Below are 16,696 nucleotides of genomic sequence, written 5' to 3'. Positions count from 1 at the left end.
GATCAATCCGTTTTCTTCATCGTGTAAACGATCTCACCTTTGTAATTTTCTTTGTAATAGAAAAACAAACCGATGATAAGAAGAATGATCGTAATGATAAGTCCAGCCAAACTCAGCTTAATACTGATCGTATAAGTTTGAGGAGCAAATTTCATTTCCAATACATGTTCTCCGGCAGGAATTACGACACCCCGCAAAATGTAATTTGTAGGATAAATCTCGGTTTCTTCGCCATCGATATAGGCTTTCCAACCAGCAGGATAATAAATTTCACTCACAGTCAGGAAGGCTGTCGAATCTGTTTTTACATTGAATTTCAAGTAATGAAGATCGAAACTTTCCAGTTCAACTGAAGATTGTGCAGGAACTGAAACAGGGGGAATTTCCTGCTCGATGATTGCAGATTCTGCAGGATTGAATTCCTGTTGATTTAATCTTTTCCAGATATTTTCTTTTTTATCTATTCGTTCTATATTTTTTACAAACCAGGCTCTGGGAAGATAGTTTTTATTTTTGAAAATAGTCTGTTTCTGCCTGCGATCATAAAAAGCATATTCCAAATTTTCCAAAGGCAGATTCTCCTGGAAGATCACATATTTTACATTCAACATATTCACGATATTCCAGTTTATTGGAATTCGATTCTGAAATTCATAGTTCAAGCAGTTATCCAGAATTTCCTGGTAACGTTTCAGTTTTGCTCCATGATAACCACCGATTGTTTGATTGTAATATCCCCACTGATTTTGGCCAAAACCACCGCCTAAAGGATAGATGCGGAAAGTTTCATTATCTTTTTCCAGGAATTTGTCAGCTTCGGTTTTTACATAGGTTTTATCAATATAATTTTGTGGAACGACATTCTGCAGGAACCTGCTGTCCACCAGCAATAGATCAACCACAACCAGGATCATGATTATGATAAGAAAAGGATATTTAGACATCTTCTTATTTCCATAAAGAATTGTAAGCAAGATCGCAGCAATCAGGAAAATTCCTGTAACGAGACCGTCATTCAAAGCTTTTTCATAACGCAGAGTTCTTAACTGCTGAATTTGCTGCAGGGAATATTTACTCTGTTCTCCATCTCGCACAAAACCTGAATTCTGCATGGAGTTGATTATCAGAAAAAAGACAATCAAAAGACCGATCACCACATAAAGTACGGTTTGCAGATTCTTGAAAAACTTTTTTTTGTTTTCTTTCCGCCTGTCTATAATCGTTTTTAAGCCATAACCTGCCAGAACTACAAAAGCAAATTGCAAGATCACCAGAATCATTGCCGGAACCCGGAATTTATTGAATCCAGGCAGATAGTTCAAAAGGAAGTTTGAAAGGAAAGGCAAATGCCTTCCAAAAGAAATGAAAAGCACAACAACCGAAACAGTACCTAAAATTTTAACCAGTTTTGATCGATTTGAAAAGAGTGCTAATAGACCCAGGAAGAAAATGATAACTCCCATATACATGGAAGTTTGCGTGAACGGCATCCAGCCCCAATAATAAGGAGACACGCCACCGTAAATGCTGGGATTGATAAAAGACAAAATTTCCATCGGATGAAAAGACCAGCTTGTAGCATAACTTGTTTCCAATCCAGATGAACCACCGCGAATGGTGTATTGACCGTATTCCATTGTGGACATATACGGCTGTGCAACTGCCATCAGAGCTATAATTCCTGCAGCCAGAAGCAGCAGCGTGAAAGTGATGAAAGGTTTTATCTTTTTTTCTCTGATCGCCCAGACAAGTTGGAAAATCCAGTAAATTGCCAGCATCAGGAATGTGTAATAAGAAATCTGCGGATGATTTTCTCTGAGTTGACCGATTATCATTAAAGTTGCCAATCCAAGAGCCAGAACAGTTTTTCGATCCTTTAGGTAATGCACGAAAAAGAAAATCCAGGGAATGTAGACCACAGCTTTAAATTTGGAGTTATGCCCGATCTCGATAAGCCCGATAAAATGAACCGAAAGTGAAAATGCAATTGCAGAAATAAAAGCAATTATGGGATCAAACTTCAGGTAGATCATCAAAAAGTAAACTCCCAATCCCATAGTAAAAAGTAGTAAAACTCGCCAGTTGATTACTTTGTTGGTTAATTTTTGGATCGTATTTATAAAAGGATATTTGGAAGCAAAAGAAGTCAGGTAGCTGGGCATTCCGCTGAAAATTGCCGGATTCCATAAAGCCTGGTCTTTGTTCGTTTTATTGTACTCGATAAGTTGTTCGGCACTTGAGCGCCATTGCATTGTATCGCTGGCTTGGGGAACGTAGTTTTTAAAAGCAATTTTGAAGAAAAAAGAAGATAAAATGATAAAAAGAACAGCTATGAATATTACATGCCGATATTTTCCTTCAAAGATAGTTTCAAAGATATCTTTCCTTTGTTTTTTCTGGATTTTTTTGTTTTTTACTTTAACAGCCATAAAAACTTCCTTTCAAATTTTTTTTCTGAAAATTAAGGTTAGAGTAATCGAGTCAATAAAAAGATTTGCTTCAATAATTACGATGAGAAAAATTTATATTATTTCAAATTCTTTTAAACTTTTCTTGGAAACTTCTAAAATAGTTTTAAGCAGGAAAACAACAGGAACTGCCAGCAGCATTCCCAAAATCCCAAAAGCATAACCTCCGGCAATCACAGTTAGAATTACTACCAGTGGATGCAGATCCATGCTTTTACCGATAAGCCAGGGAAACAGAATAAGGCTGTCAATTTGTTGCACAATAAAAAACATGATAACAATGTAAAGCAGATAAATATCCGGTGTCGGTCCAAAAAGAATTACAATAACCGTGGGAACTGCTCCGATAAATGGGCCCAGATATTTGATGGGATTGGCAATTCCAACAATCAGCCCCAAAACGAGTGCGTAGGGAATTCCCAAAATCAGCAGTCCTGCAATAGAAAGCAGAGCTACTAATAAAGACTCCAATAAAAGCGCTCGGAAGAATTTGCCAAAACTTTCTTCGATCTTTTCGAAAAGATGGATGGAAAATTCGAAATAGCGATTACTGATCATGTTGAAAAATGATCGCATGAAGTAACGCTCATCTTTCAGCAGGAAAAAGCTGACGACAGGAACCACAATTATAAATGCAATTGTATTGAAAACGCCCTTGAAAAGCTGGGGAACCTGGTTTAAAACATTGCTTACTTTATCGGCAGAAAACATGCTGTTGATCTGTTCACGAATTCTCAAATCCGGAAGTTTTTCTTCCAAATTTGAAATATAACGATCAATATTATCTAACCCCAGAGAAGAAAGACTGAAGCCTTCATTGCTGGCAGCTATCAAGGTTTCCTGAAACTCTTTATATTGCTGAATCAACTGCGGAATAATGGCGCTGAACAACAATGAAAGCAAAAAACCGATAATAACATAAACAGCCAAAATTGAAACAGTTCGGGAAATGTGATATTTCTCGACATAATTCACGATGGGAGCAATCAAATAAGCGATCAAAAAAGAAATAGCAATATAAGACAAAATAGACCGATAAAACAATATCGCTGCGATAAGAACTAATAAATTTATAGCAAAAATTATCCAGCGGATGGCAGTTGAACGTTTATTGCTTTTTTCCATCATCTACTTCTATCAATCTGTCATTCAGTTTTATAATGTGATCGCATAGAATGTTGCCTAACTCGTATAAAATTTTGATACCGGCCTGGTGGTGTTTTCCTACAAATGTAGCCAGATCTTTTTTGGATATACCCAATAAAACAGAATCCTCAACCGCTTCAACCGAAGCTGTTCGTTTGACATCTGCAAAAAGACCGATAGAACCAAAATGTCCTTCGGGCTTAACTCTATCCAATTCGATATCCTCACCCTTTTTGGTTAGATATACTCTAACTTCACCTTCTTTTACAATAAAAAAAATGACGTTTGGATAACCTTTTTTGAAAACAGGTTCACCTGCTTTATAATGTCGGGTATAAATAAATTGTTGAAGTTGTTTTAGTTCCGATTTTGAGAGTTTTGCAAAGATCGAAACTTTCTTCAAAAATTTGATCATGCTTTTTTCTTCACGATTATTTTGTTCCATATCCACTCCTTTAATCGTGAATTCAGATTTGAAAATTAATTTTGTGGTGTCAATTTTTTTGATAAATAATAAACATCTTGAAAAATATTTTCGCTTATTCCATCCACTTCGTTTCTAACGCATGTGAGGAATAGTTTCTCAAAATTAATTAAATCGTAAAGCAAGATTGACGGCACGTATTGTCTTGTAAAACAATGAATTTAATCATGCTTCTTGATATAAAATAAAGCAAATAATTTTTAAATTTGCAAAAGAAAAAAATCTAAAATGGTTCAAACCTATTTTCCTGCCAAAAAGTTTCTTTGGCATCATCGGCAATTTCAAGAAGGACATCATAATGATGCTTTTCCCAGTCAGCCATTTTTTCAAAGAACGATTTCAGAATTTCATTATCAGTTTCCTCAGCTGCTTTCTGATAAAAATCAAAAGCATTTTTCTCAAGAAGTGTGGCTACAGAAATAGCTGAAAATAAAAGGTTATTTTTTCCGATCTCTTGTTTGAATCTGTCAGAAAAAATCAGATTTTCAGCTTCTTTCATTTTTACCGGTTTTAATTCTTCGTAATTTTTGATAGCCTGATATAAAGCCAAAAGATAATTGTAATGTTTCTTTTCTTCGTTTGCTCTGTTATCGAAGAATTTCATCACTTCTTTATCCCGAGAATTATGTTTGGCGTTCTGGTAAACAGCAATGCTGTCAAATTCTCCTTTCATTGCATCTTTTAGGGCAGTCAGGATTTTTTCGTTTTCCATTTTTCCTCCAATATTTTTTTACTAATTATTTCTATTTAAATGTAAATGATATTCTAACTCCGGTCAATTCTTTTTTTTCTTTACTGGAAATACTGGAGTTCAGTTATCAAAAAATTCTTTACTTGAAAATACATCTTCAAAGACTGGGTTGTCGGAAGCATCATAAATAATGATGCGGGAGAAAAGAGAGATGAAAAATGTAGAAGAATTGAAAAAGCAGTTGAACAGAAAACTGGATCAGCAAAAACGGTTGAAAACGTTGGAAATGCTGGCAGAGACATTGTGGCAGCAATCCGAATTTTCAGAAGCCAAAAAGTATGCAGAAATATTATTAGATCTTTCCAAAACAACAAACGATAAGAAATATGAAGCTTCTGCCAATTATCTGATTGGATTGATGAATTCCTATTTGAACAATTACGATGAAGCTTTGGAATATCAATTGAAAGCGCTGCAATTACATCAGGAAATGAAAAATGATATCACTATTGCCGAAGGTTATAATAACATTGGAAATATTTATATAAAAATGAATAATTATGAAAAAGCTTTAGGACAATTTCAGCTTTCCTTGGAACATAATCCAAGCTCTGCCAGAACCTTCAATAATTTATGTCATGCGCATAATCATTTGAAGCAATATGATAAAGCCTTGGAATATGGCAAGATAGCTTTAGAATTCTCTCGCCGGGAAAAATCTCATCCCGATCGAGCCAGAACACACATTTTTGCTCATATAAATCTGGGAGAGATCTATCTGAACCAAAAAAAATACGATAAAGCAATTGAAATTCTTCATCAGACACTGCAACTTTCCCAACAAAGAAAAGATGATACTCCCATGATTACCAGCTATTATCTGGGAACTGCCTATCAGAGGAATCAGGATTTTTCAAAAGCTGTGAAATATCTGGAAATAGCAGAGCAGCAAGCCCTGGAACATCAAAACAGAGAATATCTGATCCACATTTATAAAGCTTTGCATGAAGTTCACGAATCGAGAGATGATCTGGGCAAAGCTCTTGATTATCTGAAAAAATACGTGAATCTGGATAAAAAAATATATACAAATAGAATGGCAGATCGACTGGCAAAATTGCAGGCAAATTATGAAATAGAAACTAACACATTAAAAGCTCAGCAAATGGCGGAAAAAGTTTCCAAACTTGCTTCTATAGGTGTGATGACTGCCGGAATAACACATGAAATCAATCAACCTTTATGCGCCATCAAAGTAAGCGCTGAAAGCATTTTATATTGGAACAAAAACAATAATAATGTTTTGCCGGAAGGTTTTCTGGATGGATTACGAGATATTTCCAAAGCGGTGAATCATATCAATGAAATAATTCAGCATATGCGATCTTTCTGGAATATGCCCACTTCCCATCAAATGGAGGCAATAGATGTAAATTCCGCGATCAAATCCGGTCTCAGTCTTATCGAAAGGCAACTGTATTCTCATGGGATTTTCCTGGAATTGGAACTGGCAGAAGATCTGCCGCAGATTTCTCTGGAAAAAATACATTTCGAACAGATCATCATCAATATTGTTGTAAATGCCATGCATGCTTTGGATGAAACTGATAAAATGGAAAAATTTATCAGGATTTCTTCCCGCAGCCAGACCGATACTGTTTTAATAACAGTTTCAGATAACGGGGCAGGTTTACCACCGGATATCGGCGGCAAATTATATGATCCTTTCTTTTCTACCAAAAAACCCGGCAAAGGAATGGGACTTGGGCTGGCAATTGTAAAAAATTATATAGATAAATATCAGGGAAATATTTCTGCTGAAAACAACAAACTGGGTGGTGCTACTTTCCAGCTCGAATTTCCTGCCGCCAAAGAGGTAAAATAATGAGAATCCTGGTAATCGATGATGAACCAATGGTGCGAAAATCAATCGCAAATTTTCTCACATTCAATCTGAACCATCAAGTGCTGGTGGCAGATAATGCTCAGGAAGCACTCAAGATTTACGAGAAAGAACCTTTTCCGCTTCTGATCTCAGATATCAGAATGCCGGGTATGACCGGAATCGAGCTGATAGAAAAAATAAAAGCAAAACCGGAAGGTCTTTTCACGGATATTGTGTTAATCACAGGTCATGCCAATCTGGAATTTGCCCTGCAGGCTATTCGAGCTGGAGCGTATGATTTTCTGAAGAAACCAGTAGATGTTGAACTTCTGGCTATGATCGTGGAAAGAGTGGCAGAACACCAAACTTTATTGCGAGAAAACTTTGAACTGAATAATCAATTTGATGAAAAACTGAATTCTACTTGTGCCGAATTGCAGAATCAATTGAAAACCATCAAATCTGCTTACGCTCAGTTAGTAGGTATAGGCTCGATAGGAATGCATTCCCAACCAATGCAGAAGTTGCAGAAACTTACCGAAAAATTACATCACAATCCGGATATTCCAGTTTTAATTCAAGGTGAAACTGGAGTTGGAAAAGAAGTTATTGCCCGTTTGATCCATTATTCAGATGGCGATACAGATGAACCTTTTATATCTTTGAATTGTTCGGCAATTTCCGAGCAACTTTTTGAAAGTGAACTTTTTGGTTACGAAGGTGGTGCGTTTACCGGATCAGACAAAAAGGGTAAAAAAGGTAAATTGGAAATGGCAGGTAATGGAACTTTGTTTCTGGATGAGATTGGTGATATGCCGTTGAGTTTACAACCTAAACTTTTAAAAGTTTTAGAAGAAAAAGAATTTTATCGAGTGGGTGGTGTAAAAAAAATTAAACTTAATTCGAGAATAATTTGTGCTACAAATTCAAATCTTGAAGAAGCTATAGAAAATGGTAAATTTCGCAGCGATCTTTTTTATCGCATCAATACTACAAATGTAATTGTGCCTTCATTGAGAAAAAGAAAAGATGATATTTTACCATTAACAAAAATGTTTTTGGAACAAAGTGCCACAGAACAAAACAAAAAGCAAAAAATATTGAATAAAGAAACGGAAACATTTCTTTTAAAATATCATTGGCCAGGAAATGTTCGACAACTAAAAAATGCTATGCAGAGAGTTAGTTTTTTATATGAAAATATAGAACTATTTCCTGAACATTTTGACTTTCTGAATGAACAGGAAAAACTCAAAAACAATCCTTCAACATTCAGTATTTCATTACCAGAGGATTCTCTGGATTTCTATGATTTTCAGGAAAAATTTGTAAGAAGAATTTTGCAGAAATTTGATAACAATAAAACTAAAACAGCAGCTTATCTGGGAATCTCGGTAAATAAAATCCGCCGTATAATAAACGAAATGTAAAATTATTTTCAGCCTTTTTATAAAACGTTCATTCTTGCTCGGAATGAACGTTTTTTTTTATTCATAATGAAGCAATAATTCATTTCGAATGATTCAAAACGCATTATCTGTCAATTCTGAACGGATACCAAATTATCCAACATAAAACTCCTAACTTCCTGCAATATAAGATTTTGTGCGGTTTGATTTTTGTTTGGCACAAGGTATGCTGATAATTCTGGTGTGTTTTGGAAAGGAGATAATGAAAATGAAAAATAAGCATGTAATGTTAATTGATGATAACAGATTCACTTTGAATATTGTTGGCAAGGCTTTGGAAATGAACGGATTTCCCACCCGGAAGTTCAATGATCCGAAAGAAGCAGTAGCAGCCTACGATCCTCAGATTATTGCTGTTGTTGTAACGGATTATCTGATGCCTTCCCTGAATGGTTTGGAAGTGATGCATCAAATTCGTCAGCAGAAATCCGATGCTGATATCATCGTTTATTCCGGCATTCCCAATGAAGAAATGATCCAGATTGTAAAAGAAAATAATGCTCATTTCTTCGATAAACCGCTCAATTTTGAGCTGTTGATAAAAAAAATAGAAAACATTTTTGCAAAAAACAAGGAGGAAAAATGTGTAGGAAATTAGTAGTTTTATTTGTAATGGTGATGACTTCATTACTGTTGTGGTCACAGGTTAGTAACTGGGCTGGTTATACTTATCCTTATAATATGTTGTGCATGCACGAAAGTGATGACACACTTCTATTTGGCAGTCCGCTTAGTATGTTATCTATCGATAAAGTAACCGGAGAAAATGTTACTTTGAATTCAACAAATTATCCAATCGACACAAACTACATCAATTGTATCAGTGAAGATGATCAGGGAAATATCTGGTTCGGTCATGTTCACGATTTGTTTTTTGGTGGAGAAAATTGTGGTGGTATCACAGTTATGCATCCAGATGGAACAACCACAAACTACAACATGGCAAATTCAGAAATCCGCGGTCATTTGATTTCCGATATAGAATTTGATGATAATGGTCTTGTCTGGATTTCTTATGGATATCGCTCAGATGAAATGGGTGGTATTTCCAGTTTTGATCCCGATACAAACCAATGGCAGCATTATAATAAATCCAATTCTGCTTTGAATGCAAACTCTGTTATGTCTCTGCTGAAAGATTCCAACGGAATTATCTGGGCTGCTGTAGGACCGGATTACGACGAACAACTTTACACCAGTACAGGTGGAGGAATTTGTAAATTGGATTCTGCCGGCTGGGAAATGTTCGATGATGAAATCTGTCCACCTCCTGCCGGATATACAGAAAACGAGGAATGGGATGTAATGAACATCGCCGAAGACAGTCAGGGAAATCTCTGGTTTGGTTTGGGTGGAAACGTAGCCTGCGATACAGGAAGTTATGGCTTGTATAAATATGATGGTAACAGTTTTGTATTTTATCAAGCTCCTTCCCCTCTGGATTTTTACTGGTTTGTTTCGGTTACCAGCGATGATAAAATCTGGGTTAGCTCCTACATCAATGCTGTTGGTTGTTTTTCGGAAGGCAGTTGGGAAGTTTATTCCGATGAATTTTATGGTTGTTTTATACAGAAAATATTCACGACTTCCGAAAACGAAGTTTGGGTTTCTAAATATTCTGGTGGACTTTACTATTTACAAAACGGCAGTTTTGTGGAATATGAATACAGTGACGATGATTGTCCTATTACTTATAATAGTTTCTGGGATATTGCTGCCACCGATCAAGGAGAAATGTATTTCGGCACCGGCTGGTATCCATTTGGTGGTACAAATCCAGCCGAAAATGCTCTCATCAGCAATACTTATGGTTCCTGGGACAGCTGGGGATACGACACATTCCAAACCTACCTGGTGAACGATATAAAACCAAAATCAAATGGCAATATCTATGTGGCAACTGGTGTGGATAATGATCAAGCCTGTTCCATTTACAATATGTACGGCGGCGTTGCCATTAAAGAAAACGGCAGTTGGACAATTCACAATACCTATACCTCCGGCTATCCATTTCTTTCTGCTCAATGTGTAGATGTAGATTTGAACGGAAACATTTGGGCGGGTAGTTTGAACGGCCTGGCAATGTATGATGGATTCAGCTGGACAGAATACACACATGATAATTCTCCCTTATACAGCAGCTGGATTACAGATGTTATGTTCGTTCCGGGAACTTCACTTCTCTGGATTTCTACCGGAGCCGGCGTTTTTCGAGTTGATGTTTCAGATATAAACAATCTGCAATGGGAAAGCTTTTTGCCCAATAACAGCAACTTAACAACAGGACTACTGACCAGTTTATTCTTAGACAGCAACAACACGATCTGGGCAGGCAGCGAAGTTGGCTTGTTCAGCTTTGAAAATGAAGAGTGGATTTCTCATAATTCCCAAATAGGTGAAATTGCCATCACAAAAATGACTGAAGATGAATATGGCAGATTCTGGATAGGAACAAACGGAAACGGTGTAATAATGTGGGATGGCGATGAAACAGAAGTTATCGATATGGAAAATTCCTGCTTGGTTTCCAATCTTGTAACAGCAATTGGTACTGATGGGATGGGAACTTTATGGTTAAGCTCTAATAATGGAGGACTGTATAGTTGTCAGTATTCTGCAACAGGAATTGATCATTCTCAGATCGTTTCTCATCAACAGATAGAACATAATAATTATCCCAATCCTTTCAATCCGGAAACCAGAATTGAGTTTTCACTTCCGACAGCCGGAAAAGTAGATGTGGATATCTTTAATTTAAAAGGTCAGAAAGTAACCAGCTTACTGCATTCTGAACTTAACACTGGCAATCATCAGATTTTATGGAATGGTACCGACGAATATGGAAAAGCAGTTTCATCCGGAACTTATTTCTATCGAATTAAATTCGACCATCAAACATACAGCCGCAAAATGGTGCTTTTAAAATAAAATCAATCAGGAAGATGCATCTGTTTTCAGGTGCATCTTCCCAAAATAAGGAGAAGAAATGAACTTTAGAAATTTAATTTTAATGAGTATATTAATCTGCTCAATTAGTTTTTTGAGTGGTCTCAATTTTATGGAAGATTGGGAATCGGGAGATTTCACGACAAATAACTGGACCTTCCAGAACAACGATCCTGGAAACTGGACAATTTATCCCAGCATGGGAAATCCTGGCAGCAGTGCCCGATTCGGTGCAAATCCACCTTTGATGAATTATGAATATGTACTGATCAGTCAGGAATTTGATGCTTCTCAACTGACGCAGGTTATGCTGGATTATGACATCAAATCCATGTTCATGATGGCTGGAACAAATCAGATGAGTATCGAAGTTCGGCCGGTTGGTGGAGATTGGACAAGCCTGGTAACTTATGATTCTGCCATTCCGGCAGTTGGTGATTGGCAGCATGATGAATTTGATATATCTCAATATGCAGCTGGCACAAACTTTCAAATTGGTTTTAGAACAACCGGAATTAACTCATTCGATTTCATGTTCTGGAACATCGATAATATACATGTTTCGGATGGCAGCGTACCAGCAGTAACGATGCCTTTTATCGAAAACTGGATAAGCGGAGATTTTGCCGCTAATAACTGGACTTTCGATCCTGAACAGGGTAACTGGGCGATTGGTGTTTTGAGCAATGATTATTTCAATATCGCCGAATTTGGTTTTGGCGATCAACTGGATTATTCTTATGCTTTGGTCAGCCCGCAAATTGATGCTACAAATAGTTCTACAATAACACTTGATTATGAATTATTTGCACAACATTATGACGTAACTGGTTTAGAACATTTTGCCGTAGAAGTATTTGATTGTACAAATTGGATTGAAATAGCCAATTATGATAATAGTAACAGCGGATTTGATTGGATACAGGAAAGTTTTGACATTACAAATTTGGTAGCGGGACAAGTTTTTCAAGTTCGTTTCAGAGCTTATGGTGCAGATGCTTTCAGCATCGATTGGTGGTGGCTGGATAACATTTTGATCAATGATGGCTCTGCCTTGCCTTCTGCCGGTGTTTATGGGCATGTGATAAATAGTGATGATATGTCTGCAATTACAGATGCTGTGGTTCAAATAGATGGAATCGGACAGATCACAAGCAATGAAGGCGGATTTGGCAGCAGTGATTACGGCTTCGATTTTGATGATGTAGGACCGGGAAATTATGAACTGATGGTAACTGCTCCGGGATTTCAACCGGCAAGTGAATTGATCGTATTATCAAATGGTGATGATCTGGAATTTTCATTTTTCCTCAATCCCATCATCGATAATCCTGCTCCTTCTTTTTTGAATGCAAATGTTATAAGCCTGGATGAAGTGGAGCTGAATTGGCCGCAGTGTGAAGATGATCCAACAGTAGAATTTTGTTATGATGACAGTGTTGCCGAAGAATTCCTGAATTTTCAATCTACAACAACTTCACAAATCGTGGCCAGCAGATTTATTCCTGATCAACCACTCAATCTTAAATACCTCTCATATTTCATTGATTTTGGGACCAGCATTCCTGCCGCTGATGATGCAGTAATGAAATGCTATCTGGTTGGTGATAACATTGGACAACCAGACCTGAATAATATTATTGCAGGACCAGTAGAAATTGTAAATCTTCCCAACGATCCGGCCAGTGATCCTGTCTGGATTGATGTTCCTGTTAATGCTCTCTTGAATAATGGTCAAGTTGTATATGCCTGTCTGGAATGGTGTCAGGATGACATTTCGGCAGATTATTTTGATTTGGGTTGCGATACCAGCGATCCTGATGGAATGTCTTTTGTTACGTTTGATGATGGTAACAACTGGCAGCCGTTCAACGGCACAGATGCCAAGGATGCTATGATCAGACTGGGAACTCATTGCAATAATCCTGTCGTTTTAGGATACAATCTGTATAGAAATAATTCACTGGTTAATTCTACACCTTTGCCAGTTTGTTCCTATCTTGATTCTGGTTTAGCTCAGGGAATTTATTCCTATCAGTCAAGCACGGTTTACCCCGATGGCGAATCTGCTCTTACCGATAGTGTGACCGTAGAAGTAGGCTATTTGAATCCACCAGAAATAACCTTTGCCTCTTTGCTGCTGGAGCCTGAACTGCATATCAGAATCAGTTGGTCTGATCCTTTTGAATCTCGCGATCTGCTGGGATTTAATATTTTTCGGGATGGAATTCAGTTAAATTCTCAAATCATCAGCGGATTTCCCAACATGTACGAAGATTTTGACCTCACCAACATCGAAACATATCAATACACAGTTCAAAGTGTGTTTGATGAAGGAGTATCGGCTTTATCCGATCCAGCTGAAGTTTTGGTGCTTTTCCCGCCGGAAAATGCCTATGGATTACCTGTCGATGATCATGCTGAACTCTACTGGTCAGAACCACAATTGCCGGCGGGAGCTGATCTGGTTGGTTACAATGTTTATCGCTGGGATGAATTGCAAAATCCCACTCCTATTACCGAAACTCAATACATTGATACAAACGTTCAAATAGGAGAAGAATTTGGCTATAATATAAAAGCAGTTTATCAACAAGGTGAATCGATAAATTCTTCTTCCGTGTATATTGTGATCGGAGAGGATGTGATGCCTCCGGCTGCAAATCTTTGTGCCGATGTGGAAAATCAGAATGTTCATCTCGCCTGGGATAGACCCGTAGATACCGGCGACTGGTTCAGTTGGGATGATATTTCTATTGGCGGAGCTTTTGGTGATAATGGTGATACTTTTCTGGCAGCAGTTAAATACGATGAGTGGGATTTGATCGATTTTAATAGTCATCAAATAGCATTGATCGGTTTTTATCCGTTGGAAGATGCTGATTATACTGTAAAAATCTGGACGAATGATCCTTTCATGCCGGGTCAATGGATGTTGAATGAAGAGCAAATTCTGGATTCTGTAGTTCCGGGAGAATGGAATTACGTGGATATTTTTGATATTTTCAATATGCAGTCCAGTTCTCAATTTATCATTGGAATTGAATGTTCCAATTATACTTCTGCACCTTTGGCTTATGATGAAGGTCCCGCTGCCAATGATAAGGCTGATCTGATCGGTGAAATAGATAACTGGCAGCATCTCAGCACAGATTATAACATCGATGCTAATTGGAAAATAAGAGCTTTCTTTGAATATCTGCAACCTTTCGATCGCACAAAAGATAACCTTCTGTATGGCGATTATATTGTAGATAGTTACAACATCTATCGTGATGGAATTTTGGTAGCTGAAATACCGGAAATCGAATCCGAATATATTGATGAAAATCTGCAGGCTGGATCTTACACTTACAGCATTACGACAGTTTATGAGGTGATGAATGCAGCTTATTTGGAATCTGAAGCAACAGATCCTGTACAGGTAGAAATCATTGAACAATTGCTCCCACCTGCAAATCTGCAGATCGACGAGACTACAGCTCATTTAACATGGAACGAACCATCTCTTAGTAGATCAAGCAGAAATGAACGTGAACTGGAAAATTACAATATCTATTTAGATGATGTAATGGTAGGAACAACCTCCGAAAATTACTGGTATTTTTACGATCTAATTTCTGGAACAAATTACACCGCAGGAATAGAAGCTGTTTACACATCTGGCATATCTCCGATGGTTACAATAGATTTTGTTTATAATGGAACTGGTAATGATGATCTTATCAACATCAAAACGGAATTAAAGGGAAATTATCCTAATCCATTTAATCCAACAACTAATATCAATTTTAGTTTATCCGCTGAACAAAAAATTGTTTTAGAAATCTATGATATTCGAGGTAAGAAGGTTTCCACATTGCTTCAAGATAATCTTGAAGCCGGAAATCATAGTGTTATCTGGAATGGATATGATTCGAATAATAAAAAGGTAGCAAGTGGAATTTATTTCTATAAAATGAAAACTTTAAATTATACTTCTACCAAGAAAATGATTCTCCTTAAATAAATAGCTGAATAAACTTAGCTAATAAAAAACTGGAGTAATTATACTCCAGTTTTTTTTGTTATTATTAGCAAAAATGATATGAATAAATAACTGAATCAAAAAAATCTTTACGATATAAAATATCTTTTAAGACTTGTTCAGAATTAGTGGGAGAAAAAAATGGAAAAAGAAATTAACGGTAAAGTTATCATAATCGGTTCCGGAAATTGGGGAACAACGCTCGCCCTTGTTCTTTCTCAAAAGCGACCGGTTTATCTTTGGACGATCAATAAAGCCGAAGCTGATATGATCAATAAATCAAATGAATCTCAATTTTTACCCGGCATTAAATTACCAGAAAATATAAATGTGGAAGAAAAATTTTCCCGTTCCATCCAGCCGGATGATATCGTCATTACAGCGATCCCTTCCAGTAAAATGGATATTTTGATGACGGAATTTAAAAACAACAATATAGAAGAATGCATTATTTTAAATGCTTCCAAAGGTGTTCAGCATTCCACTTTGATGACAGTTGGCCAGATAATCAATGAAAAACTTCCCAAAGCAAAATATGCCAATCTTTCCGGACCTACAATTGCTCGAGAACTGGCAGAAGGAATTCCGGCTAAAGCAGTTCTGGCTTCTCGTGATATTGCTGTACTTTTTCATCTGCAAAGTGAACTTGATAACGATCTACTCAAATTTGAATTCAGCCGCGATGTGAAAGGTGTAGAATTAGCTGCAGCCATGAAAGGATTAATTGCCATGGCAGTAGGAATTGCAGACGGACTGGGCTTTAAAACCAACGTTTTTGGTTTGATCATGACATACGGTGTGCACGAATTTGTAACTGTGATGAAGTTTCTGGGTGTTTATCACAAAACCGCTTACAGCATTGCCGGGATGGGAGATCTTATCACGACCTGCATTTCAGAAAACAGTAGGAACAGGAAATTCGGTAGACTTCTGGCTCAAGGTTATTCTCGTGATGAAGCATTAAAAGAGGTAGGCATGGTTGTAGAAGGTGTTTCGATGGCAAAAACGATCATCAAACTGGCAAAATTCAATCTTTCCATTCCGCTGATTTCCTGCGTAACCCGCATCATTTTTGAAGATGTGAAAGACGTGAGGAAAGAACTTCTGGATACATTGAATTCGATTGCAGGATAAAAATAATTAGGAGAGAAAAAATATGATAGCAAGGTATATTGCAGTATTTTTGTATGCAGCAATGATAGTTTATATTGGAATAAGAGGTTCCAGAAAAACAAAATCCTTCCATGATTTCGCAGTTGGCGGCGGCAAGATCGGTCCGTGGATGACAGCATTCAGTTATGGAACGGCTTATTTTTCAGCCGTGCTTTTCATCGGATTTGCCGGCAAGATCGGCTGGGCTTTTGGTTTGTCGGGTCTGTGGATTGCTTTGGGAAATACTTTGATTGGAACGCTGGGCGTCTGGCTTTTATTGGGAAAAAAGATTGAGCTCCCTCTAAAAAGTATCAAAAAAAAACCTTTTCAATAAATATGAATTTTTTCATATTGAATCCATAAATAAGTGAAAAAAGGTATTGGTAATGTTTCGAAAAAATAGCGACCATAAACAAATGGATATATTT

The 16,696-nt window shown here is 37.0% G+C and carries 11 protein-coding genes; 7 read left to right on the top strand and 4 right to left on the bottom strand.

The annotated features are described in order from the left end of the window. Positions 1–2 precede the first annotated feature (2 nt). The 4 genes from K9N40_06225 to K9N40_06210 form a co-directional block, all read right to left on the bottom strand. On the bottom strand, positions 3–2,429 hold the full coding sequence (locus K9N40_06225) for a YfhO family protein (protein MCF7814052.1): 2,427 nt from the start codon (positions 2,427–2,429) through the stop codon (positions 3–5). 93 nt (positions 2,430–2,522) lie between these two features. Further along, entirely contained in the window at positions 2,523–3,593 is a 1,071-nt protein-coding gene (locus K9N40_06220) for an AI-2E family transporter (GenBank protein ID MCF7814051.1), read from the bottom strand. Further along, complete coding sequence (locus tag K9N40_06215; protein ID MCF7814050.1) at positions 3,577–4,059, bottom strand: cyclic nucleotide-binding domain-containing protein; 483 nt, start codon at positions 4,057–4,059, stop codon at positions 3,577–3,579. Before K9N40_06215 ends, K9N40_06220 begins: the two co-directional genes overlap by 17 nt. Positions 4,060–4,321: 262 nt before the next feature. Next, on the bottom strand, positions 4,322–4,810 hold the full coding sequence (locus K9N40_06210) for a ferritin family protein (protein ID MCF7814049.1): 489 nt from the start codon (positions 4,808–4,810) through the stop codon (positions 4,322–4,324). A 190-nt stretch (positions 4,811–5,000) separates the two neighbouring features. Between K9N40_06210 and K9N40_06205 the strand changes: the two genes are divergently transcribed. From K9N40_06205 to K9N40_06175, 7 genes are all read left to right on the top strand, one after another. After that, entirely contained in the window at positions 5,001–6,674 is a 1,674-nt protein-coding gene (locus tag K9N40_06205; protein ID MCF7814048.1) for a tetratricopeptide repeat protein, read from the top strand. Continuing rightward, on the top strand, positions 6,674–8,104 hold the full coding sequence (locus tag K9N40_06200; GenBank protein ID MCF7814047.1) for a sigma-54 dependent transcriptional regulator: 1,431 nt from the start codon (positions 6,674–6,676) through the stop codon (positions 8,102–8,104). The genes K9N40_06205 and K9N40_06200 overlap by 1 nt, the downstream gene beginning before the upstream one ends. Positions 8,105–8,351: 247 nt before the next feature. After that, complete coding sequence (locus K9N40_06195) at positions 8,352–8,741, top strand: response regulator (GenBank protein MCF7814046.1); 390 nt, start codon at positions 8,352–8,354, stop codon at positions 8,739–8,741. After that, positions 8,726–11,071: a T9SS type A sorting domain-containing protein gene (locus K9N40_06190; protein MCF7814045.1), complete on the top strand. Its 2,346-nt coding sequence runs from the start codon at positions 8,726–8,728 to the stop codon at positions 11,069–11,071. Before K9N40_06195 ends, K9N40_06190 begins: the two co-directional genes overlap by 16 nt. 58 nt (positions 11,072–11,129) lie before the next feature. After that, positions 11,130–15,098, top strand: a complete 3,969-nt coding sequence (locus K9N40_06185) for a T9SS type A sorting domain-containing protein (protein MCF7814044.1) — start codon at positions 11,130–11,132, stop codon at positions 15,096–15,098. A gap of 159 nt (positions 15,099–15,257) precedes the next feature. Continuing rightward, the gene (locus K9N40_06180; protein MCF7814043.1) at positions 15,258–16,250 is read left to right on the top strand and encodes an NAD(P)H-dependent glycerol-3-phosphate dehydrogenase; all 993 of its coding nucleotides are present in this window, start codon (positions 15,258–15,260) and stop codon (positions 16,248–16,250) included. A gap of 22 nt (positions 16,251–16,272) precedes the next feature. After that, positions 16,273–16,602 (top strand): hypothetical protein, encoded by a 330-nt coding sequence (locus K9N40_06175; GenBank protein ID MCF7814042.1) that lies wholly within the window; start codon positions 16,273–16,275, stop codon positions 16,600–16,602. Positions 16,603–16,696 lie beyond the last annotated feature (94 nt).

The organism is Candidatus Cloacimonadota bacterium, assembly GCA_021734245.1.
Taxonomy (GTDB): domain Bacteria; phylum Cloacimonadota; class Cloacimonadia; order Cloacimonadales; family TCS61; genus B137-G9.
Note: the sequence above shows the minus strand (reverse complement) of the source record. Positions and strands in the feature narration are given on the sequence as shown.

Coding starts and splice junctions, on each gene's coding strand:
- K9N40_06220 (MCF7814051.1), bottom strand. CDS start 3,593: ATGGAAAAAAGCAATAAACGTTCAACTGCCATCCGCTGGATAATTTTT.
- K9N40_06180 (MCF7814043.1), top strand. CDS start 15,258: ATGGAAAAAGAAATTAACGGTAAAGTTATCATAATCGGTTCCGGAAAT.
- K9N40_06195 (MCF7814046.1), top strand. CDS start 8,352: ATGAAAAATAAGCATGTAATGTTAATTGATGATAACAGATTCACTTTG.
- K9N40_06185 (MCF7814044.1), top strand. CDS start 11,130: ATGAACTTTAGAAATTTAATTTTAATGAGTATATTAATCTGCTCAATT.
- K9N40_06210 (MCF7814049.1), bottom strand. CDS start 4,810: ATGGAAAACGAAAAAATCCTGACTGCCCTAAAAGATGCAATGAAAGGA.
- K9N40_06200 (MCF7814047.1), top strand. CDS start 6,674: ATGAGAATCCTGGTAATCGATGATGAACCAATGGTGCGAAAATCAATC.
- K9N40_06190 (MCF7814045.1), top strand. CDS start 8,726: ATGTGTAGGAAATTAGTAGTTTTATTTGTAATGGTGATGACTTCATTA.
- K9N40_06175 (MCF7814042.1), top strand. CDS start 16,273: ATGATAGCAAGGTATATTGCAGTATTTTTGTATGCAGCAATGATAGTT.
- K9N40_06205 (MCF7814048.1), top strand. CDS start 5,001: ATGAAAAATGTAGAAGAATTGAAAAAGCAGTTGAACAGAAAACTGGAT.
- K9N40_06225 (MCF7814052.1), bottom strand. CDS start 2,429: ATGGCTGTTAAAGTAAAAAACAAAAAAATCCAGAAAAAACAAAGGAAA.
- K9N40_06215 (MCF7814050.1), bottom strand. CDS start 4,059: ATGGAACAAAATAATCGTGAAGAAAAAAGCATGATCAAATTTTTGAAG.